Source organism: Roseivivax sp. THAF197b, from assembly GCF_009363255.1.
Taxonomy (GTDB): Bacteria; Pseudomonadota; Alphaproteobacteria; order Rhodobacterales; family Rhodobacteraceae; genus Roseivivax.
In genome coordinates, this window is sequence record NZ_CP045318.1 from 539,375 (window position 1) to 560,868 (window position 21,494).

At 65.8% G+C, this 21,494-nt stretch carries 21 protein-coding genes; 17 read left to right on the forward strand and 4 right to left on the reverse strand.

The window, feature by feature from the left end:
- Positions 1–62: 62 nt before the first annotated feature.
- The 5 genes from FIV09_RS02765 to FIV09_RS02785 are packed head-to-tail and all read left to right on the forward strand — an operon-like array spanning position 63 to position 4,952.
- Complete coding sequence (locus FIV09_RS02765; RefSeq protein WP_152448554.1) at positions 63–1,193, forward strand: acyl-CoA dehydrogenase family protein; 1,131 nt, start codon at positions 63–65, stop codon at positions 1,191–1,193.
- Between the two features lie 3 nt (positions 1,194–1,196).
- Positions 1,197–1,622, forward strand: coding sequence for a PaaI family thioesterase (locus FIV09_RS02770; RefSeq protein ID WP_152448555.1), 426 nt, complete (start codon positions 1,197–1,199; stop codon positions 1,620–1,622).
- Positions 1,619–2,407, forward strand: a complete 789-nt coding sequence (locus tag FIV09_RS02775; protein ID WP_152448556.1) for an oxepin-CoA hydrolase, alternative type — start codon at positions 1,619–1,621, stop codon at positions 2,405–2,407. Before FIV09_RS02770 ends, FIV09_RS02775 begins: the two co-directional genes overlap by 4 nt.
- Positions 2,404–3,393 carry a nitronate monooxygenase family protein gene (locus tag FIV09_RS02780; RefSeq protein WP_152448557.1) on the forward strand — a complete coding sequence of 330 codons (990 nt, stop codon included), beginning with the start codon at positions 2,404–2,406 and terminating at the stop codon, positions 3,391–3,393. The genes FIV09_RS02775 and FIV09_RS02780 overlap by 4 nt, the downstream gene beginning before the upstream one ends.
- Positions 3,394–3,431: 38 nt before the next feature.
- Positions 3,432–4,952, forward strand: a complete 1,521-nt coding sequence (locus FIV09_RS02785; protein ID WP_152448558.1) for a class I adenylate-forming enzyme family protein — start codon at positions 3,432–3,434, stop codon at positions 4,950–4,952.
- 66 nt (positions 4,953–5,018) lie between these two features.
- Here FIV09_RS02785 and FIV09_RS20295 read toward each other — a convergent pair whose 3' ends face one another.
- From FIV09_RS20295 to FIV09_RS02795, 3 genes are read right to left on the reverse strand one after another with little or no spacing between them, the layout of a single operon-like run.
- Positions 5,019–5,189 carry a hypothetical protein gene (locus FIV09_RS20295; RefSeq protein ID WP_172975587.1) on the reverse strand — a complete coding sequence of 57 codons (171 nt, stop codon included), beginning with the start codon at positions 5,187–5,189 and terminating at the stop codon, positions 5,019–5,021.
- Positions 5,186–6,316, reverse strand: coding sequence for a YeeE/YedE family protein (locus tag FIV09_RS02790; RefSeq protein WP_371417765.1), 1,131 nt, complete (start codon positions 6,314–6,316; stop codon positions 5,186–5,188). The genes FIV09_RS20295 and FIV09_RS02790 overlap by 4 nt, the downstream gene beginning before the upstream one ends.
- A gap of 12 nt (positions 6,317–6,328) precedes the next feature.
- Positions 6,329–7,261, reverse strand: coding sequence for a sulfurtransferase (locus tag FIV09_RS02795; RefSeq protein ID WP_152448560.1), 933 nt, complete (start codon positions 7,259–7,261; stop codon positions 6,329–6,331).
- A 376-nt stretch (positions 7,262–7,637) separates the two neighbouring features.
- Here FIV09_RS02795 and FIV09_RS02800 point away from each other — a divergent pair, with 376 nt between their 5' ends.
- The 8 genes from FIV09_RS02800 (at position 7,638) to FIV09_RS02835 (ending at position 16,008) form a co-directional block, all read left to right on the forward strand.
- On the forward strand, positions 7,638–10,496 hold the full coding sequence (locus tag FIV09_RS02800) for a monovalent cation/H+ antiporter subunit A (RefSeq protein WP_152448561.1): 2,859 nt from the start codon (positions 7,638–7,640) through the stop codon (positions 10,494–10,496).
- A 1-nt stretch (position 10,497) separates the two neighbouring features.
- The gene (locus FIV09_RS02805) at positions 10,498–10,875 is read left to right on the forward strand and encodes a Na+/H+ antiporter subunit C (protein WP_152448562.1); all 378 of its coding nucleotides are present in this window, start codon (positions 10,498–10,500) and stop codon (positions 10,873–10,875) included.
- Entirely contained in the window at positions 10,872–12,545 is a 1,674-nt protein-coding gene (locus tag FIV09_RS02810) for a monovalent cation/H+ antiporter subunit D (RefSeq protein ID WP_152448563.1), read from the forward strand. The genes FIV09_RS02805 and FIV09_RS02810 overlap by 4 nt, the downstream gene beginning before the upstream one ends.
- 2 nt (positions 12,546–12,547) lie before the next feature.
- Entirely contained in the window at positions 12,548–13,072 is a 525-nt protein-coding gene (locus tag FIV09_RS02815; RefSeq protein ID WP_152448564.1) for a Na+/H+ antiporter subunit E, read from the forward strand.
- Positions 13,069–13,356: a K+/H+ antiporter subunit F gene (locus FIV09_RS02820; RefSeq protein ID WP_152448565.1), complete on the forward strand. Its 288-nt coding sequence runs from the start codon at positions 13,069–13,071 to the stop codon at positions 13,354–13,356. The genes FIV09_RS02815 and FIV09_RS02820 overlap by 4 nt, the downstream gene beginning before the upstream one ends.
- Positions 13,353–13,715 carry a Na+/H+ antiporter subunit G gene (locus FIV09_RS02825; protein ID WP_152448566.1) on the forward strand — a complete coding sequence of 121 codons (363 nt, stop codon included), beginning with the start codon at positions 13,353–13,355 and terminating at the stop codon, positions 13,713–13,715. The genes FIV09_RS02820 and FIV09_RS02825 overlap by 4 nt, the downstream gene beginning before the upstream one ends.
- A gap of 121 nt (positions 13,716–13,836) precedes the next feature.
- Positions 13,837–14,784: a lipid A-modifier LpxR family protein gene (locus FIV09_RS02830; RefSeq protein ID WP_152448567.1), complete on the forward strand. Its 948-nt coding sequence runs from the start codon at positions 13,837–13,839 to the stop codon at positions 14,782–14,784.
- Positions 14,785–14,943: 159 nt separating this feature from the next.
- Positions 14,944–16,008: a Hint domain-containing protein gene (locus FIV09_RS02835; protein ID WP_152448568.1), complete on the forward strand. Its 1,065-nt coding sequence runs from the start codon at positions 14,944–14,946 to the stop codon at positions 16,006–16,008.
- A 69-nt stretch (positions 16,009–16,077) separates the two neighbouring features.
- Here the strand turns inward: FIV09_RS02835 and FIV09_RS02840 are convergent, their stop codons facing one another.
- On the reverse strand, positions 16,078–16,584 hold the full coding sequence (locus tag FIV09_RS02840) for an SH3 domain-containing protein (RefSeq protein WP_152448569.1): 507 nt from the start codon (positions 16,582–16,584) through the stop codon (positions 16,078–16,080).
- 101 nt (positions 16,585–16,685) lie between these two features.
- Between FIV09_RS02840 and FIV09_RS02845 the strand changes: the two genes are divergently transcribed.
- The 4 genes from FIV09_RS02845 (at position 16,686) to FIV09_RS02860 (ending at position 21,308) form a co-directional block, all read left to right on the forward strand.
- On the forward strand, positions 16,686–17,672 hold the full coding sequence (locus FIV09_RS02845) for a D-glycerate dehydrogenase (protein WP_152448570.1): 987 nt from the start codon (positions 16,686–16,688) through the stop codon (positions 17,670–17,672).
- On the forward strand, positions 17,669–18,490 hold the full coding sequence (locus FIV09_RS02850; protein WP_152448571.1) for a hypothetical protein: 822 nt from the start codon (positions 17,669–17,671) through the stop codon (positions 18,488–18,490). Before FIV09_RS02845 ends, FIV09_RS02850 begins: the two co-directional genes overlap by 4 nt.
- A gap of 212 nt (positions 18,491–18,702) precedes the next feature.
- A complete protein-coding gene (ggt, locus tag FIV09_RS02855) occupies positions 18,703–20,493 on the forward strand; it encodes a gamma-glutamyltransferase (RefSeq protein ID WP_152448572.1) in 1,791 nt (596 codons plus the stop codon).
- A gap of 200 nt (positions 20,494–20,693) precedes the next feature.
- Entirely contained in the window at positions 20,694–21,308 is a 615-nt protein-coding gene (locus FIV09_RS02860) for a glutathione S-transferase family protein (RefSeq protein ID WP_172975611.1), read from the forward strand.
- The last annotated feature ends 186 nt before the right edge of the window (positions 21,309–21,494 follow it).

Below are 21,494 nucleotides of genomic sequence, written 5' to 3' on the forward strand. Positions count from 1 at the left end.
GCCCGCCCGGGCAGGCGCGACCCGCCAAGACCGCCCCGCACTCGAATACAAAGGTTAGAGACATGAATTTCGACCTCACCGAAGAACGCCAGATGCTGCAGGACGGCCTGCGCCGCTACCTGCGCGAGAACGTCACCCCCGAGGCGCTCAACGCCGCGACCGACAGCCAAACCGGCCATTCCGAAGCCGTCTGGGAGGGCCTGACCGAGATGGGCGTCATCGGCGCGCTTTTCTCCGAAGACGATGGCGGCTTCGGCGGCGCGGGCTTCGACCTCTCCGTGGTCTTCGAGGAAATGGGCCGCGCGGGCGTGTTCGAGCCGCTTCTCGAAACCGGCGTGCTGGCGGGCGGCCTGATTGCCGCGCTGGGCTCCGATGCGCAGAAGGAAATGATCGAAGAGATCATCGCGGGCAAGGTGCTGTCCTTCGCCCATGGCGAGCCGCGTGCGCGCTATGACCTCAACCATGTCGAGACCAAGGCCGAGCAAACCGCCGAGGGCTGGACGCTGTCCGGCACCAAGACCGTGGTGGGCCACGCCGCCATTGCAGACGCTTTCGTCGTCAGCGCCCGCACCGCGGGCGACGCGGCGGATGAGGACGGCATTTCGCTCTTCCTCGTGCCCGCCGATGCCGAGGGCCTTTCGATCCGCGATTACCCTATGAATGGCGGCGGTCGCGCGGGCGAGGTCACGCTCGATGGCGTCACCGTTCCGGCGGACGCGCTGATCGGCGAGGCGGGCAAGGCCTTCCCCGAGATCGAGAAGGCCGCCGCGCGCGCCACCGCCGCGATCTCCGCCGAGGCGCTGGGCCTGATGGAGACGATCCGCGAACTGACCGTCGGCTACCTCCAGCAGCGCAAGCAGTTCGGCAAGCCCATCGGCAAGTTTCAGGCGCTGCAGCACCGCATGGCCGATGTGCTGATCGAGATCGAGCAGGCCCGCTCTGCGGTCATCAACCTCGCAGGTCACTTGGACAGCCCGCGCGCCGAGCGCGAGCGGCATGTCAGTGCCACGAAGAACCTGATCGGTCGCGCCGGACGGCTCGTCGCGGAGGAATCGATCCAGATGCATGGCGGCATTGGCATGACGCAGGAATACGCGCTGGGTCACCTCGCCAAGCGCCTGACCATGGTCGATCACCGCTTCGGGGATACCGATTTCCACCTCGAACGCTTCATCCGCCTGAGCGCGGCCTGAGCCATGACGCTCATCCGCGGTGAAACCGGTGCGCAGCGCACCCTGGGTTATGTTCTGGATGTCTCCCGGGACGATGGCCGCGCGCGCTGCATGCTCGATGTGGGCGAGGCGCATTCCAATCGCCACGGCGTGCTGCATGGCGGGATCGCGGGCGTCCTTCTCGACAATGCGATGGGCGCCACGGCCAGCCTGACGGTCGACAAGACTGGGCGCTCGCCCTTCCTGACGGTGTCGCTTTCCACGAATTTCGTGGCGGCGGGCATCGTCGGGCAACGCCTCACCGCGACGGGTCGCGTCGTGGGCGGCGGCCGCTCGCTTCTCTTCATCGACGGGGAGCTGCGCAGCGAGGACGGCGCGTTGATCGCCACCGCGCATGGCGTCTTCAAGCGCGTGCCCCGCGAAAAACTGGCGGAAGGAGGGGACGCATGAGCCTGGCCTATATCGACGATCGCGGCGACCGGCTCGTCGTCGTCAACGACAATGGTGCCAAGCGCAACGCGCTGTCGCCCGACCTTTATGCCGCGCTGCGCGAAGCCGCGCATCTCGCGGAAGAGCCGCGGATTACCTCCGTGACGATCTGGGGCAAGGGCGGGTTTTTCTGCGCCGGGGGCGATCTCAGCCTGCTGGCCACGAGGCGCGATCTTCCCGAGGACGCGCGCAAAGCGCGGATCGAGGAGCTGCACGATCTGGTGCGCAGCATCCGTCTGTCATCCGTGCCGTGGATCGCGGCCATCGAAGGCGGGGCCGCGGGCGCGGGCGCGTCGCTGGCCTTTGCCTGCGATTTCAGCCTCGCCGCCGCCGGGTCCAAGATCACCGCAGCTTATGTGAAGGCGGGCCTGGCCCCCGATGCAGGCCTCTCAGCCACGCTCTCGGAGCGGCTGCCGCGCGCCCTTGTCTCCGAGATGCTGCTTCTGGGCACACCGGTGACGGCGGATCGCCTCGCGGAGCTGGGCGCGATCAACGGGTTGACCGGCACGGGCGAGGCGCTGGCCGCGGCGATGGATCTCGCGGATCGGATCGCCGCCGGGCCGTCCGAGGCGCAAGGCCGGATCAAGCGGCTGATAAACTCCGCGCATCAGGATCTCGCGGCGCAGCTCGATGCGGAACGCGACGCCATGGCCGCGGCCGTCGCGGCCCCCGAAGCCGCTGAAGGCATCAACGCTTTTCTCGAAAAGCGCCGCCCCGATTTCGCGAAGCTCAGAGGTGGTGCATGAAACCTGCCGACCGGGCCCTGGCGACGCCGCTCACGCGGCAATTCGACCTGCGCTTGCCAGTTCTCGCAGGCGGGCTCATGTGGCTCGCCGATGCGGAATATTGCGCGGCGGCCGCCAAGGCCGGGGTTCTGCCCTTCATCACCGCGGCGAGCTTCCCCGATGATGGCGCGCTCCGCGCCGAGATCGCCCGCTGCCGCGACATGGCCGCAGGCCGCCCCTTCGGCGTCAATGTCTCGATGCTGCCGAAACTCGTGCCCGGCGAGAAGACTGAGGGCCTGTTCCGGCTGATCATCGACGAGGGTATCGAGGTGGTTGAGACCTCGGGCCGCAACCCCGAACCCTACGTGCCTCTCTTGAAGGAGGCAGGCGTCACGATCATCCACAAGGTGCCCTCGGTGCGCTATGCCGTGAAGGCGCAAAGCGTGGGCGTCGACATGGTCGCCATCGTGGGCGCGGAATGCGGCGGCCATCCGGGCATGGACCTCGTGGGCAGCCTCGTGAACATCGCGCTTGCCGAACGCCGCCTCGAGATCCCGTTCCTGATCGGCGGGGGCATCGGCGCGGGCAGCCAGATCGTTGCGGCGCTCGCGGGCGGGGCGGCGGGCGTCGTGATCGGCACGCGCTTTCTGGCCGCAACCGAATTGCAGGCCCATGACGGCTACAAGCAGGCGCTCGTTGCTGCCAGTGAACGCGACACGGCGCTCACCATGGGCAGCGTCCGCAACACGATCCGCACGCTCAAGAACGAGACGACCGAGATCGTCGCCGAAATGGAGCGTACAAACCCCGAGATCGGCATCGACGCGTTGATGCCTTACGTGTCGGGCAAGATTGGACGGCAGGCCTACGAGACGGGCGACGTGTCGCGCGGCATGCTGTCCGCCGGGCAGTCGCTGGGTCTTCTCGACCGGTCCGAGCCCTTCACCGACATCGTGGCCAGCCTCGAGGCCGAAGCGCTTGCCGCGCTCGCCCGGCTCAGGCCCTGACATCCCCATGCGCAACCAAAGGGAGGAGGCGCAGAGACATGACCGACTACACCCGGATACACCAAATGGTCGCGGCGCACGCCGCCGCACGACCCGATGCCCCCGCGATGATCGACGCGGACGGAACCTCGCATGATTGGAAAGGATACGACGCGGCCATCGACGCCGCCGCCGATCTGCTGGTCGCACGCGGCGTGACCGCAGGCGACCGCGTTCTGATCGTGGCCGAGAACTGCTTTGCCGTGGCCGCGCTGGTCATGGCCTGCTCGCGGCTCGACGCCTGGGCGCTGCCCGTGAATGCGCGCATGTCCGCGGCCGAGATCGACCGCATCGCCGCCCATGCCGAACCGCGCGTCGCGGTCTACACGAGTGCGGTCTCGAAGGAAGCCGCCTTGCATGCGCAAGCTGCGGGCGCGGCAGCGGAGGAGACGGGCTTCGGCGCCATCCATGTGGCGCCGCTGACGGCCGGGGCGCCCGAACCGGTCGAGGAGGGCACCGATCAGGTCGCCGTCATCCTTTACACGACCGGCACGACCGGCGCCCCCAAGGGCGTCATGCTGACCCATGGCAACCTGCTGTTCGCCGCCGCGGCGAGCCGCGATCTGCGCAACCTCACACCCGACGATCACGTCTATGGCGCGCTGCCGCTGACCCATGTCTTCGGCCTGGCCTCCATGCTGATGGCCTCGGCCATGACCGGCTGCCAGGTGGAACTGGCCACGCGCTTTTCTGCCGAGGCGCTCTATCAGGCCCTCAAGCGCGGCGCGACCGTGGTGCCCGCCGTGCCGCAGATGCATGCGGTCCTGATGGCCTATGCCGCCGAGCACGGGCACCAGACGCTGGGTTCCGACCGGTTGCGCTATGTCTCTTCGGGGGCAGCGCCGCTCGATCCCGCCTGGAAGCGCAAGGCGGAGGCCTTCTACGGCCTGCCTTTGCAGAACGGTTACGGCATGACGGAGACGACAGCGGGCGTGTCGGGCACGCGTAACGCCATCGGCGATCCCGATACCTCCGTCGGCCCGCCGCTTCCGGGCGTGACCGTCAAGCTTGACGAGACCGTCGGCAACGAGCCGGGCGTGGGCGAGGTGCTGACTGCGGGCCCGCATATCATGAAGGGGTATTACAAGAACCCCGAGGCCACGGCGGCGGCGCTGACCGAAGACGGGTTCATGCGCACCGGCGATCTGGGGCAGCTGGACGATGAGGGGCGGCTGCATATCGTCGGGCGCTCCAAGGAGCTGATCATCCGTGGCGGCTTCAACGTCTATCCGCCCGAGGTCGAGGCCGCGCTCAACGATCACCCGGCGGTGGTGCAATCGGCTGTCATCGGGCGCAAGGTCGCAGGTGGCAACGAAGAGGTGCTGGCCTTCTGCCAGATCACCGCGCCGGGGACCGTGGATGCGTCAGAACTCGGGGCGTTCGTCGCGGCGCGTCTTTCGGGCTACAAGCGGCCCTCGCATATCCTCATCGTGGATGCGTTGCCCGCAGCGGCGACGGGCAAGATCCTCAAGCACAAGCTTTTGGAGACCTTCGGCGAAGAACTCGACGCGATCGCGTGAGGCCGCGCGATCGGTGCGCCTTCGCGTTGCGGGCGATGGGACATCCCACCGCCCGCGCCGTTTGCTTTATTGGGGCAGGGCCGCACAATGCGCGCCGCCCGCCGCCTGTCCGCTGCCCCAGGCGATCAGCGGGGGCGCGTCGAACCGGTTGAGCCCGCCGCTCTGCGCCTGATCGAACAGCACCAGCCCGAACAGCAGCGCCATCGTCAGCCCGGCGGTCAGCTTGCGCGTTCTCATTTGCGGCCCTCCAGTCCGAGGCGCGGCCGCAGCCAGACGCCCACGAAGGCCCCGCCGAAGGCCGCGACGAACCAGGCCCAGCCGTGCAGGCTGCCGGTCGAGATTCCGGAGAAGAACGCGCCCACGTTGCAGCCGAAGGCCAGCCGCGACGAATAGCCCAGAAGGAAGCCCGCGATGATGGTCGCGACCCAGGCGCGTGCGGGCAGGTCCGGCAGGCCCTGTCCCAGCCCCGACCGCCAGACCGCGACCAGGAAGGCGCCGCCGATGATGCCGAGATTGGTCAGCGAGGTCACATCGGTCAGCAGGCTCTCGCTGATGCGCTCGACATTGCCCGGCGTGCTCCAGAATGCCGATGCCGAAAGATCCGCGCCCAGCACCGAAGCACCTTTCGCGGCCCAAAGGCCGAGGCCATAGACCACACCCCAGGGCTGGCCCGCCACCAACAGGTTCAGGATCGCCAGCACCGCCAGCAGACCCGCCGCGATCCAGAGCCTGCGCGGAATGGCGCGGGTGCCGGGGGCGGCCTGCACCAGAAGCCCGATCGCCACCGCGGCCAGCAGGCCAAGCGTGATCAGAAGGCCCGATGTGCCCTCAAAAACGACGACGGGCAGTGTGCCGAGATTGGTCCACCAAATCAGGTGATAGGCGCCCGCGAAACTGCCCAGGGCGAAGAAGGGCAGGGCGACAAGGCTCACCGGGTTGCCGGAGCCCGCATTCACCAGAGTGCCCGACCCGCAGCCCATCACGACCTGCATGGCCGCGCCGAAGACGAAGGCGCCCCCGATCATCGCGAAGCCAATGGGCGCATGGGCGCCGATCATCGTGCCGCCCGCACCTTGCAGCACCGGGAAAGCCACCAGCGCCACAAGGGCGATGGACAGAAGCTGCGCCAGCGTCCCGCGCGGATCACGCTTGGTGATCAACATGCGCCAGGGCCCCGCGAAGCCGAAGCGGAAGCCTTCGAGCACGATTCCGAAGCCAAGTCCGATCAGCAGCAGAAGCCCGTAGCGACCGCCCGCATAGGCGGCGACCAGCAGCGACAGCGCGAATGCCCCCACAATCAGAAGCACGCGCGTCAAAAACGAAGACGCCGGAGCGGTTGCCGCCCCGGTGCCGGTATCACTCACACTGGTCATGGATCAGAAGACGTTCTTGATCTGGATCCAGAGGCTGCGCAGCGGGCCGGGCACGTTGGCCATCTCGTAGCCCGCATTCGACCAGCCCACCATGCTCTCGGGGAAGAGCTTCACATTGTCGATCTCGGCAAGCTCCGACAGCGCGAACCAGTTGGTCGCCGCCCAATGGCCGGTATTGCAGAAGGAGATCAGGTTCTCCGCGCCGTCGAGATTGTTCTCCGTGGCCAGCGATTGCGCGGCCGAGGCGTCGATGATCGTCGGGCCATCGCCGAACCAGCTGTCATGCACGAAGTATTCCGACTGGGGCAGGGTGCCGGGGCGCGCGGCCTCGGGGTGCGATTGCTCGCCGTTCCAGAAGCTTTCGGGGCGCGCATCGAGAAGCAGCGTATCGCTCTCGCCGGAGATCGCGGCCTGCACGTTCTCGACGCTTGCGGTCCAGGTGTTGTCCCATCTCACGGTGATGTCGGAGGGCTCCGGCGTGACCGCCTCTTTTGACAGGGCGTAGCCTGCCTCGGTCCAGGCGTTGAGGCCGCCGTTCAAGATCGCGATCTCCTCGAAGCCCGAAGATTTCAGCGTCCAGTAGACCCGTGCCGCGGCGCCGAAATCGGTCACGCTCGCGCCCTGATAGGTCACGACGACCGGCTGATCGGTCTCAAGGCCGAGGCTGCGGAACGTCTCGGTCAGCTTGTCTTCGGGCACCAATTGGCCTGGATTGTCCGACGGGCCGCGAAACAGCCCGTAGGGCGCGTTCACTGCACCCTCGATATGGCCGCCGGCATAGCCGTCCTCTTCCGGGCCGCGAATGTCGAGAACCTGCAGCGTGGGATCCGACAATTCGGTGTTCAGCGCCTCGGCCGAGACGAGCGGACCTTCGATCGCGGCAAAGGCCGGCAGCGCGGTCAGGGTCAGTGCAAATGCGGAAAGTGTCGTCTTCATCCGTCCATCCTCATGTTTCACGGCGCGGCAAAACGCGCGCCCGTTACGCGGGCAGGTGGCGTGCCATACCCGCAAGGGCAAGGCGAAAGCTACAAACATTTGCCCGGAGATGCGCCCTTTAGAGAAGACGCGGGTTCACATGCGCGCAACAGGCAGGAACGGCGTCCCGCGCCGCGCCCCCTGACCGGGAAAATGTCCGTTCGTCGCGAACCGAACAATACCATACTTCCTTTTTCGGCGCGGCACACCATTTGTTACGCAATCAAGGCGATCCGACTACCGGTGACCGGTCTGACCCGCGGCTTCGGGTTGAGGCTCGGTGAAAAACACCGCACAAGTACGGGCACTGCCGTTCAGGGACCAGTGGGGGGATTACGTGTCGCTCTTTCTCATCGTTGCGCTGCCATTTCTGGGCGCGCTTTTGCCGGGACTTATGTACGGGGCGGGTCGCAAGGCCTGCGCCAGCGTCACATTGGCGGTCACGCTGACAGCCCTTGTCGGATTGCTGTCGCGCCTGCCCGAGATCTGGCGGGGCGAGACCCTTTATGCCAGCGTCGAATGGCTGCCCGCCCTGGGGCTCAACGTCGAATTGTGGCTCGATCCGCTGGGGTTCTTCTTCGCGCTGCTGATCCTCGGGATCGGCTCCCTGATCATCATCTACGGGCGCTATTACCTCTCCCGCGATGACCACATGGGCGAGTTCTTCACCTACCTGCTGCTCTTCCAGGGCGCGATGGTGGGGATTGTCCTCTCCGACAACATCCTGCTTCTGCTCATTTTCTGGGAGCTGACCTCGCTCTCGTCCTTCCTGCTGATCGGCTATTGGAAGCACCTGCCCGAAGGCCGCCAGGGCGCACGCATGGCGCTGACCGTGACCGGCATGGGCGGACTTGCCATGATCGGTGGCGCGCTGATCCTCGGCGATATCGCGGGCAGCTACCGCATCTCCGACATCCTGCAGGCGCGTGACGCGATTCAGGCGAGCCCGCTTTACACGCCGGCACTGATCCTGATCCTCTTGGGCTGCTTCACCAAATCGGCGCAGTTTCCGTTCCATTTCTGGCTGCCGCACGCCATGGCAGCCCCCACGCCCGTTTCGGCCTACCTGCACTCCGCCACCATGGTGAAGGCCGGGATCTTCCTGATGGCGCGGCTCTGGCCTGCGCTCTCGGGCACGCCCGAATGGTTCTACATCGTCACCTCTGCGGGCCTCATCACCATGTGCCTCGGCGCGGTGATCGCGCTGTTCAAGCATGACCTGAAGGCGCTGCTGGCCTTCTCCACCGTGTCGCATCTGGGCCTGATCACCATGCTTCTGGGCACCGGCACGGCCTTCGGCGTGCTGACTGCGGTGTTCCACATCCTGAACCACGCGACCTTCAAGGCGGCACTCTTCATGTCGGCGGGCATTGTCGATCACGAGACGCATACCCGCGACATTCGCCGTCTGGGCGGCCTGCGGCACCTGATGCCCGTGACCGCGACCATCGCGATCATCGCGGCGCTGTCCATGGCGGGCATTCCGCTGATGAACGGCTTCATCTCGAAGGAGATGATGCTCAAGGAGGCCCTCTCGACCGAGCTTTACGGCCCCTATTGGCTGGTGCCCGCGCTTGCCACCTTCGGCGCGCTCTTCTCGGCGGCCTATTCCTTCCGGTTCATCGGGCACGCCTTCCTCGGCAAGGAGCGCGACGATTACCCCGCGCATCCGCATGATCCCAATCCCGGCATGTGGCTGCCGCCTGCCTTCCTGACCGCGCTCGTGATCTTCATCGGCGTGCTGCCCTTCGTGGTGGAGCCGTTCGTGAAGTTCGTGACCGCTGCCGTTCTTGGGGGCGTGGCGGAAGTGCCCAGCTATCACCTTGCCATCTGGCACGGCGTCAACGTGCCGCTGATGATGTCGGGCGTGGCCGTCGTGGGCGGCCTCATTCTGCTGGCGCTCCATGGCGGTCTTCAGAAGGCCTGGGACGTGACGCCCCGGCCCGAGGCCAAGACCATTTTCGAGGCGATCATCGCAGGCGCGCTCAGCCTTGCGCGGGGCGTGACTGGCGCCTTCCATGATGGCGCGTTCACGCGCTATGCGGCGATCCTCGCGCTGACCATCGTGGCGGCGGCAGGCCATGCCTGGATGACGGGTGCTACCTCCGCGCCCATGACCATGGGCGAATGGCCGGGCTTTGCGCCGAGTGCCGGCTGGGTGATGCTGGTCGCGGCCACGGGGGCGCTGGTGGTGTTCCACCATCACCGTCTGCTCGCACTGATCCTGATGGGGATCATCGGCACGATGGTGTCGATCGGCTTTGCCTTCTTCTCGGCGCCGGACCTCGCGATGACGCAGATCTCGGTCGAGGTCGTGTCCATCATCCTGCTGCTTCTCGCGCTCAACTTCCTGCCGGATTTCACGCCGAAGGAAAGCACGGGCATGCAGCGCTTCTTCGACGGCACGGTCGCCGTTCTGGGCGGTGCGGGCGCGGGCCTTTTGAGCTATCATCTGCTGTCGGGCAGCGCCATCGCGCCGCCGATCTCGGGCTATCACCTCGAGAATTCCTATCTCGGCGGGGGCGGTACCAACGTCGTCAATGTGATCCTCGTGGATTTCCGGGGCTTCGATACGTTCGGCGAGATCATCGTTCTCGGCATTGCGGCCCTCGTGATCTACGCGCTGACCGAGACGCTGCTTTCGGGACCGGTGCGTGCGCGGCTTCTCAACCGCGAACCCGACAAACCCCTGTCGGGCGACCGGCACCCGCTGATGATGGTCATCCTGACACGGGTGATGATGCCCGTGGCGCTGATGGTCGGGGTCTACATCTTCCTGCGTGGCCACAACGAGCCGGGCGGCGGCTTCATCGCGGGCCTCGTCGTCGCGGTGGCGGTGGTTATGCAATACATGGCCTCGGGCTTTGCCTGGGCGTCGGACCGCCAGCGCTTCCCCTATCACGGGATCATCGGGTCGGGCGTTCTGGTGGCGGGGCTCACGGGCATCGGCGCCTGGTTCACCGGCACCGAGTTCCTGACCTCGAGCTTCGGATATGTGAAGCTGCCGGGCCTCGAGGCGTTCGAGGTCGCCTCGGCGCTCTTCTTCGATGTGGGCGTCTTCCTGGCCGTGGTGGGCGCGGTCATGCTGTCGCTCGAAAGTTTCTCCCGGCTCGCGCGGCGGGCCGACATGCCGGATTCGGAGTATCCCATGGATATCGACCCGTCCCGCACCCCCGAAACAGAGGGAGGTGCCTGAGATGGAAATGCTTGTTGCCAGTGCCATCGGCATCCTGACCGCGGCGGGGCTGTTCCTCGTGATGCGGCTCAGGACCTTTCCGGTCATCCTGGGCACCGCGCTTCTGACCTATGCGGTCAACGTGTTCCTCTTTGCCAGCGGGCGTCTCACGATCGGGGCCGCCCCGATCCTGCGCGACGGCATGGAGAACTACGCCGATCCGCTGCCGCAGGCGCTTGTCCTGACGGCCATCGTGATCTCCTTCGGCATGACCGCCGTGGTCGTGATGATTGCGCTCGGCGCCTATCTCAGCGGGGATAATGACCGTGTGAACGACACGTTGCCCGACTCGGTGCCCTCGACCGGCCCGGGCTCCGCGAGCGAGGAGGTGCGGAAATGACCCATTGGATCGTTCTGCCCATCATCATTCCGGCAATGCTGGCTGCCTTCGTCATCCTTGCGGCCCGCTATCACCGCGAGATCCAGCGCGTGGCGTCCATCGCCGGCACGTTGGCAAGCCTTGCCGTGTCGATCGGGCTTTTCGTGCAGGCCTCTGACGGGACGCTGACGCTCTACCAGTTGGGCGATTGGGCGGCACCCTTCGGCATCGTTCTGGTGGCGGACCGGCTGGCCACGACGATGCTGGTGCTGACCGGCATCCTCGCCATCGCCGTTCTGCTCTATGCCATCGGCACCAACTGGGACAAACGCGGGCGGCATTTCCACGCGCTCTTCCAGTTCCAGCTGATGGGCATCAACGGCGCGTTCCTGACGGGCGACCTCTTCAACCTCTTCGTCTTCTTCGAGGTGCTGCTGATCGCCTCCTACGGCCTCATGATCCATGGCGGCGGGGCGAAGCGATTGAAGGCGGGCACGCAATACGTGCTCTACAACCTCCTGGGCTCCACGCTCTTCCTCTTCGCGCTGGGCGCGCTCTATGCCCAGACCGGAACGCTCAACATGGCCGACCTGGCCGAGCGCGTGGCTATGATCCCCGCCGAGGATAACGCGGGCATTCGTGTCGCCGCGGTGCTGCTGATCCTCGTCTTCGCGATCAAGGCCGCCATCGCGCCGGTGCATTTCTGGCTGCCCTCCTCCTATTCGGAGGCGCCGGGGCCGGTGGCGGCACTCTTTGCGATCATGACCAAGGTCGGGGCCTATTCGATCCTGCGCACCTATACGCTGATCTTCCCGCCCGATCTCGAACTCACGGCGGGCCTGCATGGCTGGTGGTTGCTTCCCGTCGGCATGATCGGCCTGATGATCGGCATGGTGGGCGTTCTTGGCGCCTGGCGGATGGACCGGCTGGTGGCCTTCGCGGTGATTGGCTCCATGGGCATGGTGACCATCGCCATCTCGGTCTTCACCGAGGCCGGGATCAGCGCGGGGCTCTACTACATCGTGCATTCGACCTTCGCCACGGCCGCCCTGTTCCTGATCGTCGACCTGGTCCTGTCGCATCGCGGCGGAGCGGGCTTGCGGCTCTACGCGTCGATGCCGCTGCCGGGCAATGCGCTCCTTGCGGGGCTGTTCTTCGTCTCCGCCATCGCGATGACCGGTCTGCCGCCTCTGTCGGGGTTCCTCGGCAAGCTGCTGATCCTCGATGCGACCTATGACAGCCCGCTCGTGGCCTGGGCCTGGGCGATCATTCTGGGCTCGTCGCTGATTGCGGTCGTGGGCTTTGCGCGTGCGGGCACCATCGTCTTCTGGAAGTCGCGCCAGATCGCGTCCGAGATGGACGATCCGCGCACCGAGATGGACAATGTCGACAGCAAGCCGCGCCCGGCGACCACGCCGCTTCCGACCCTGCCGCTGGTGGCGATTGGCGGGCTCGTCGCGCTGATCATCGCGCATACGGCCTTCGCGGGGCCCATGACCGCGCATTTCCGCGCGACCTCGGCGCAGCTTTTCAATCCCGGGCCCTACATCTCCGTCGTGCTTGGCACCGAAGGCAAGGAGATCAAGGAAGGCGGCAATGCGCTGGGTTACAAGAAGGACGATTACGGCAGCTCCGAGGACGGGTACGGTGCGTCCGATGAGGCCGCATCCGATGAAGGGGAGGGACACTGATCATGGCGACATCCGACACGACCGAAAAGCCCGGCCTTCTGCGGCGCATCTTCCCGCATCCGCTTCTGACGATCCTGCTGGTGATCGTCTGGCTGATCATCGCGAACAGCTTCACCCTCAACAGCCTCGTGCTGGGTCTGATCCTCGGGATCCTGATCCCGTTTTTCACCTATCCCTACTGGCCCAACGTGCCGACCGCGTTCCGGGCCGGGAAGATGCTGTCCTATATCGGGCTGGTGATCTGGGACATCATCGTCGCCAATATCGAAGTGGCCTGGATCGTCGTCAGCAAGCGCAATGCCGACATGAAATCCACCTGGGTGACCATTCCGCTCGATCTGCGCACGCCCGAAGCGATCACCATGCTCGCGGGCACGATCACCCTGACGCCCGGCACGGTCTCCGCGGATCTCTCCGACGAGGGGCATAGCCTGCTCGTCCACGCACTTGATGCCGACGACCTCGATGCCGTGCGCGACGAGATCAAGGAGCGCTACGAACGCCGTCTGAAGGAGATTTTCGAATGATCCTGCCATCCGGTCTTTTCGAATGGGCGCTGCTGATCGCCATCCTGTCGGTCTCGGTCAGCCAGGTCATGGCGATGGTGCGGCTGGTGATCGGCCCGGGCACCGGCGACCGCATCCTCGCGCTCGACACGATGGTCATCAACGCCATCGGCCTCATCGTGCTTCTGGGCATCGCGCAGGGCTCCGAAGTCTATTTCGAAGCGGCGCTGATCTTCGCCATGCTGGGCTTCGTCTCGACGGTGGCCTATGCGCGCTTCATCCTGCGGGGGGACATCATCGAATGAGCCTTGTACTTGATATCCTGACCGCCGTGACGCTCCTCATCGGCGCGCTCTTCACGCTCGTGGGCTCCTACGGGCTTCTGAAACTCGACGACCCGATGAAGCGGCTGCACGCGCCCACGAAGGCCGGCACGCTGGGGGTCGGCTCGCTGATCACGGCCTCGATCCTGCATTCCTTCACCACGGGCGAGAATTCCGTGCACGAGGTGCTGATCGTGGCCTTCCTGTTCGTGACGGCCCCCATCTCGGCGCATTTCATCTCCAAGGTGAACATCCACCGCCAACGCTGCGAAACGCCGCCGCCCCCGCCCGAGGATCGGATCTGGGCGACGCTGGGCTCCAGCGACGGCCCGGGATCGTGACAACCGCTCCGGTTGTGGCCGCCGCGCAATGGCGGCCATGATCCGAAAATCGCGGCTTGGCGCAGGCGGCCTGCTCGCCTAATACTTGAAAAAACAACTATAACTCGAGCGAGCAGGTTCGATGACATCATTATCCCCGACCCGCGGGGCGCTTGGCGCCATTGCGGCTATTGCATTGTCCGTCTTGGCAACCCTTTCGCCCGACGTGGCCCAGGCCCAGGACCGCACGCAGATCGGCTATGGCCGTCTGATCGTGAACGATTCCGCCGGAGAACTGAAAGACCGCTGGCAGACGGGCAATGTCGTCTCGAGCCGGGTCTGGGGTTATGGCTGGGACGGACAGGCGCCCGCGCGGCCGGGCGATCTGTTGGAGTTGCGCTTCAACGGGCAGATCATCTCTCCTGCCAATCTGAGCAATTTCGACCCCGAGGACCGGCTCTATGCAGGCAGCCTCTCACTGGGCCTGCACACCCATTTCAACCGGGCAGGCACCGAGATCGCGCTTGGCGGCGACCTCGTGATGACCGGCCCGCAAACGCGGCTCGATGATTTCCAGAACGCGCTGCATGACCTTCTGAACATCGTGCGCCCGTCGGACGACGTGACCGATGAGCAGATCGAGGACGGATTTCACCCCACGCTCGTCGCGGAAGCCGGGCGCCAGCTGTCCTTCGGCGACAACGGCAATGTGCGCCCCTTCACCGAATTGCGCTGGGGCGTCGAGACGCTGGCCCGCGTCGGCGTCGATGTGACCTTCGGCCAATTCGGTGTCGGCGAATTGCTGGCGCGCGATCCGGTCACCGGCACGCGCTACCAGATCGTCTCGAAAGACCCGGTGGGCACCAGCCTCTATCTGGGCGCGGACATGGCGCAGGTGGTCAGCAGCGTCTACCTGCCCGACGATCGCGGCCCCGACCTGAAGCAGAACCGCACCCGCCTGCGCGCCGGTGTGAACTGGCAGGGCGAGGCCTGGGGCGTGCAATATGGCGTGACCTATCTGAGCGAGGAATTCGAAGGCCAGCCCGAGGGGCAGTTCCTTGGGGCGGCGCGGATCAAGTACAATTTCTGATTGTATCAGCCTCGATACGCCCCGGGAAATGTTGCAAAACCACAACTGACCTAGGGGCAAGGCGCGCCCCGTTCCGTTGCAACCTGCATTTTTTCTATTTCGATCAAGAGCTTTCTGGTAGTTCTTAACGTAATAAAAATAAGAGGCAGGCAGACGGGCATGGGAACGGGCTATCGTGGCACGTTCGTCATCTCCTGGTCGCAAACGGGTATCGATGGGCTTGAGGCAGCGCCGCTGGCGTCGCTGACCATTGGGGCGGCATGGTCCTGGCACGGTGAGGCGGTTCGGGTGGATGGTCCCAATTCCTTGCTGATGCTGGATCGGGCGGATGACGACGTATTTATTCGCAAGCGGGCGGCGCGCATGGTGCGCAAGCTCGTCGGGGCAGCGTTGATCGGGGTCAAGGATCCCTCGGATGTCGAGGTGGATCACCCCCTGACGGACCAGTCTTTCGTGGTCACCGACGGCATGAAATCCTTCACCGTGACGGTCATTGGCGTGGGCTCGGACAGCCCGCCGCTTCTGATGTTCGTCGATGATGTCCCGCCCCGGGATGCCGATCTCTGGGTCGTGCATCATTCGGTCGATCTCAGCGCATCGGACCCGCAATCGCATCTGGGCTCCGGCGTCATCTGTTTCACCAAGGGCACGCGGATCCGCGTCGCCGATGGCTCCGTCCGGGTCGAGGATCTGCGCGAAGGGGACCTTGTCCAGACCAAGGATAACGGCCTGCAGGAGATCTGCTGGATCGGCAGCCGCCGCATGACCGGCGCGCGGCTCTTCGCGATGCCATCCCTGCGGCCCATCCGGATCGGTGCTGGCGCGTTCGGGGTGGAACGCCCGGATGAGGAACTCCTCGTCTCGCCGCAGCACCGCATCCTCTTTCGGGGCGCTGCCTCGCGTGCGCTTTTCAACAGCGAGGAAGTGCTGGTCGCCGCATGCGATCTCGTGAACGGCTCCTCGATCATGGCCGACACGCAGGTCAAGGAAGTGACCTATATCCACCTCATGCTGCCGCGCCACGAGGTGCTGTTCGCAAATGGCGTCGAGTCCGAGAGCTTCCATCCCGGCGAGACGCAATTGAACACGCTCGACCCCGAGGACCGCGCGCGTCTGGGCCAACTGATCCCGTATGTGGAGACGAACCCGATGAGCTACGGCGTCACGGCCCGGCGCAATCTGACCGCCTCCGAGGCCGCGATCCTCTTGCACGACGCCGCCTGATCGTCGCTGCCCGGTCTCCGGGCAGCGCGCCGTCGCTTGATCGGATTTTGATTAAGCGGAAGGCTGCGCTCAGTCCCGCAGCTCTTTCGGGCCGACACCCCAAAGCGCTGTCTTGGGTGCCCATCCGGAATGGCCGCCCGCTTCGACCTCGCACCAATCGGGCAGGCATTTGCCGAGATGGGCAATCACGCCGAGGCCGAACTCCGCGACGCCCGGCGCGTCGGCCGTGGGTCGGGCGCGCACGACCAGCTTTTCCTTCTCGACGATCACGGTGCGCGATCCCGACAAAAGCGCGTAATGCAGCCAGCCGCCCGCGCCGTCCCGGTCGCGCACGCGGCGCCAATGGCCGTATTCGGCGGTGACCTCCAGCGGCATGTCCCGGCGCACATAGACCCAGTCGATCCGGTGCGACAGCGACGGGCCGCGGCGCACATTTCCTTCGGCGGCCTTCATCGACACGAAACGGGGCAGGGGCAAATTGGTCACCGGGCCCCGGCTGTCGGATGCCGCTGCGGCGGCCAGAGGCGCGATGCCAAGCACCAGCGCCAGAGCGAATGCCTTCAATGGTCTCAACATGATACGTGCCTGCGTTTTTTCGGCGAGGTTCTTGTGCCCCGTCCGGAGTTAAGACACTCTGCCGCGGAACACCGCTTTTGGAAAGAACCGGGAGGCCCTGCATGCCGTCAAAACGTCTGAGTGTTGTCGTCACGCGACGTTTGCCGGAGGCCGTGGAAACCCGGCTTTCGGAATTGTTCGACGTGCGCCTGCGCGACGACGACACACCGATGAGCCGCGCGGATCTAACCGCCGCCATGCAGGAGGCGGATGTGATCGTGCCCACGGTGACGGACCGGCTCGATGCGGGGCTGATCGGGCAGGCGGGGCCGAACCTGAAGCTCATCGCGAATTATGGCGCGGGCGTTGACCATATCGATGTCGATACCGCCCGGTCGCGCGGGATCCTGGTGTCGAACACGCCCGGCGTGACGACCGATGACACTGCCGACATGACGCTGGCCCTGATGCTCGCCGTGACCCGGCGGATGCCCGAAGGACTGGCCACGATGCAATCGGGGTCTTGGCAGGGCTGGGCGCCGACCGCGTTCCTTGGCGGCAGGCTGGGCGGTCGCCGCCTTGGCATCCTCGGCATGGGCCGGATCGGTCAGGCTGTCGCGAAGCGCGCGCAGGCCTTCGGCATGCAGGTGCATTACCACAACCGCCGCCGCCTGCGTCCCGAGACCGAGGCCGCGCTCGATGCGACCTATTGGGACAGCCTCGACCAGATGGCCGCGCGCATGGACATCCTGTCGATCAACTGCCCGCACACGCCCTCGACATTCCATCTGATGAATGCGCGGCGCCTGAAGCTGATGAAGCCCGACGCAGTCATCGTGAATACCTCGCGCGGCGAGGTCGTGGACGAGAACGCGCTGGCGCGGATGCTGCGCGCCGGTGAGTTGGCCGGTGCAGGCCTCGATGTCTACGAGCACGGCACCGACGTGAACCCCGAACTGCGCGATCTGCCCAACGTGGTGCTGTTGCCGCATATGGGCTCGGCCACGCGCGAGGGCCGCGACGAAATGGGTGAGAAGGTCATCATCAACGTCAAGACCTTCGCGGATGGCCATCGTCCGCCCGATCAGGTCGTCCCGGCGATGCTGTGAGCCGGGCAGGGCGGTCCATTCTGGCGATCTGCCTCGCCCTCGCGGCTCTTTTCACGCTCCTGACCACCAATCCCGCGGCCACGGGGGCCGAACGCGCAACGACACGCGCGGCCCTGACGGCGGGCGCGGTCTATGTCTCCCTGCGCGCCATCAACGCCACGCTGTCGGTCGCGCAGGAGATCGAACTGGGCGGGGCTCTCGGCGTGTCGGCCAATGCGCAGCCCCTCAAGGTGCTGGAGCCGGTAGACGACACCGTCGAACGGGTCGCGGCCAGCGTCTTCGCGGTCTCCGTCGCGGCGGCCACGCTGTCGGCCACCTTCGGCCCGCTCTCGGTTCTGGGCGCGGGACTTCTGCTTGCAGCATTGCTGCCGTGGTTGCTCTGCCCCGACAGGCTGGGCGGGACGCGCCGGGTCTTGGACCGCGCGGTGATCGCCGGGGCGGCACTGGCCTTCGTTCTGCCGCTTCTCTTCTGGTCCGGCTCGACCCTGGCCGAGCGTCTGACGGCCACCCGCATGGCCGCAGCCGAGGCCGAACTGACGGAAATCGCAGACCGGGCCCGCGGCATCTCCGAGGCGCGCGGCGAGGCTTTGGCCCCCGATGCGGACCGGTCGTTCTTTTCCTCGGCGACCGAAGGCTTCGGCGAGATGGTCGAGACCATGACGTTCTACCGCGAGAACGTGACCTACTTCCTCGAACGGGCCGACGATCTTTTCCGGGCCTCCCTGACGGTGATCGGACTTCTGCTGCTCGAGACCTTGATCCTGCCCATCGTCATCGTGGCGCTGACCCTGTGGATCCTGCGGCGGAGCATGCCCTGATGGCGGCAAATCCGTCGTTCTTCGGCATGGGCGGAAAATGACCGATGGCGGCCAGCGCGCACTGCCTGAACACAGCGCGCGATCCTGCAAGGCAATGAAAACGTGTCCTAATTTCCGTTAATCCCTTTCGCATGCGAAAGGTTTCACAACGCTTTGCAGGGGCCGGGAACGTGTTAGGCTCGCCTTATCCCCTTCTCAAAAAGGACTTTGTCATGCTGCGCTCATCCGTTTGTCTTCTTGCGCTGTGCCTGCCCGCCATGGGGCTTGCCCAGCAGGCCGCCGACGCGATCACGACCGAAGCGGCCACCGCATCCGATCCTGCGGATTTCGCGGGCATCTCCCCGGAGGTTGCCGCGGCGCTCGACGCCAAGGCCGCCGGTGATCCTGTCGCAGCACAGGACTGGATGATTGCCGCCGCGAACCCGCATGCGGTTGCGGCAGGCGCGGACGTGCTGGCCGCAGGGGGCAGCGCTGCCGACGCCATGGTCGCCGCACAGGTCGTGCTGGGCCTCGTTGAGCCTCAAAGCTCTGGTCTGGGCGGCGGTGCGTTCCTTGTCTGGCATGATGGCGCTTCGGGCGAGATCACCACGCTCGATGGCCGCGAGACCGCGCCGCTGGCCGCGACGCCCCGGCTCTTTCAGGACGAGACAGGCGAGCCTCTGGACTTCTTCGACGCTGTGGTCGGCGGTCGCTCGGTCGGGGTGCCGGGCACGCCCGCGCTGCTGAAGGCAGCGCATGACCGCTGGGGACAGGCCGAATGGGCCGGGCTGTTCGAGCGCGGGATCGAACTGGCCGAAGGCGGCTTCCCGGTCTCGCCGCGCCTCGCGCAACTCGTGGAGGGTGATGCCGAGCGGCTCTCGCGCTTCGAGGCGACGGCGGCCTATTTCCTGCCCGGCGGCACGGCCATCGCGGCGGGCGACACGCTGATGAACCCCGATTACGCCGCCGTTCTGCGACGTCTGGCCGAGGAAGGCCCGGACGCCTTCTATACCGGCGCCATCGCTGAGGACATCGTCGCGACCGTCAAGGCGGTTGAGGGCAATGCCGGCGTGATGGAGACGCTCGATCTCGCGCTCTATCGCGTGAAGGAACGCCCCGCCGTCTGCGCGCCCTTCCGCGGCGCGGAGGTCTGCGGGATGGGCCCGCCCTCGTCGGGTGCGCTGACCGTGGGGCAGATCCTCGGCATGCTCGACACGCTGGAGCCGGGCGAGCCCATGGAGGCCGAAACCTGGCGCCAGATTGGCGATGCCTCGCGCTTGGCCTTCGCCGACCGGGGCCGCTACATGGCCGACAGCGATTTCGTGCCCATGCCGACCGCGGGCCTTGTCGCGCCGGATTACCTGTCCGAGCGTGCGGCGCTTCTGGCAGGCGATGACGCGCTGCCTGAAGTCGCTCCGGGCAATCCCGAATGGGACCACGCGCAGCTTTGGGCCGATGACGAAAGCCTCGAGTTTCCCTCGACCTCGCATATCTCCATCGTCGACGCGCAGGGCAATGCGCTGTCGATGACCACCACGATCGAGAACGGCTTCGGCTCGCGGCTGATGACCAACGGTTTCCTCCTGAACAACGAGCTGACGGATTTCTCCTTCCGCTCTCATGCGGATGGCGTGCCCATCGCCAACCGGGTGGAGCCGGGCAAGCGCCCGCGCTCGTCCATGGCGCCCACCATCGTGCGTCGTGACGGTGCACCGATCCTCGTGGTGGGCTCGCCCGGTGGCAGCCGGATCATCGGCTACGTGGCACAGACCGTGCTGGCGCATCTCGACTGGGGGATGGACGTACAGGCGGCGGCGGCCATGCCGCACGGCGTGAACCGCTTCGGCACCTTCGATCTGGAGGCGGGCACGGAGATGGCCGATCTGCAGCCCGCGCTGGAGGCGATGGGCTTTGAAGTCAATATCCGCGACCTGACCTCGGGCATCCACGCGATCTCCGTCGGGCCGGACGGGCTCTTGGGCGGTGCCGATCCGCGCCGCGAAGGGATCGCGCTCGGGCAATAAGACCTGCGCCCCGCCCATGCCTGACACGCCCCCCGCGAGGCGACCTTGCCCGCGGGTTGGCGTGTCGGGCCGTGACGCGCCGTGGCGATGGCGTTCGGCAGGACAACGCAGCTTGGACCGGCAGGTATATCTGTTAGGGTTCGACCTCGTGGCCCATGGGTGCCACGCACGCAAGTTTTGAGCCTTCAAAAGGAAAGCCAATGACGATCACGCTCTATCACGCGCCGGGCGCATGCTCCATTGCCACCTATGTTTCTCTCTTGGAGGCCGGGGCCGATTTCGACGTTGAGCTGATCAGTCTGGCGAAAAAAGAGCAAACGTCAGATCGCTACAAAGCGCTCAATCCCAAGCAAAAGGTTCCGTATCTGGTCGTCGATGGAAAGGGCTTGAGCGAGAATGCGGCCATTCTCACCTGGATCGCGAGCACCTATCCCGACGCCAATCTGTTGCCCAAGGATACCTTCGAGCGGGCCCGCGCCATTTCACATATGAACTGGTTCTCCTCCGGGATGCACCCGCATATCACCCGCCATTTCCGGACCGCCAAATTCTGCGAGATCGAGAGCGCGCATGAAGACATCAAGGCCAAGGCGAAAGCGATGTTCTTCGAGCAAATGGCCCTGGTCGAGCAGGAGCTCGATGGCCGCACCTGGTTCTTTGACCACAACACCGCGTGCGACGCCTATTTCTTCTGGGTCTATGACCGCGCCCTGCGGGAGGATTTCGACCTGTCGGAATTCCGCAATTGCACCGCGCATTACGAGGCGATGAAAGAGCGGCCTAATGTCCAAAAGGCGCTCGCGCATACCCAGTAACGCAGCCGAGGCGGGCATTGTGCGCCGCACCTGCACCCGCATCCCTGTGGGTGTGGGGCGGGTGTGGTTTGTGGTTGTCGGTCTTTATTGGAAACGCGCGGCATTCAGCCCGTGGCGGACATGGCGCGGCACGGATTGATCGCGCAAACGGACCTGCAGATGGCGCGCGTCAAGCGGCTTCGATTG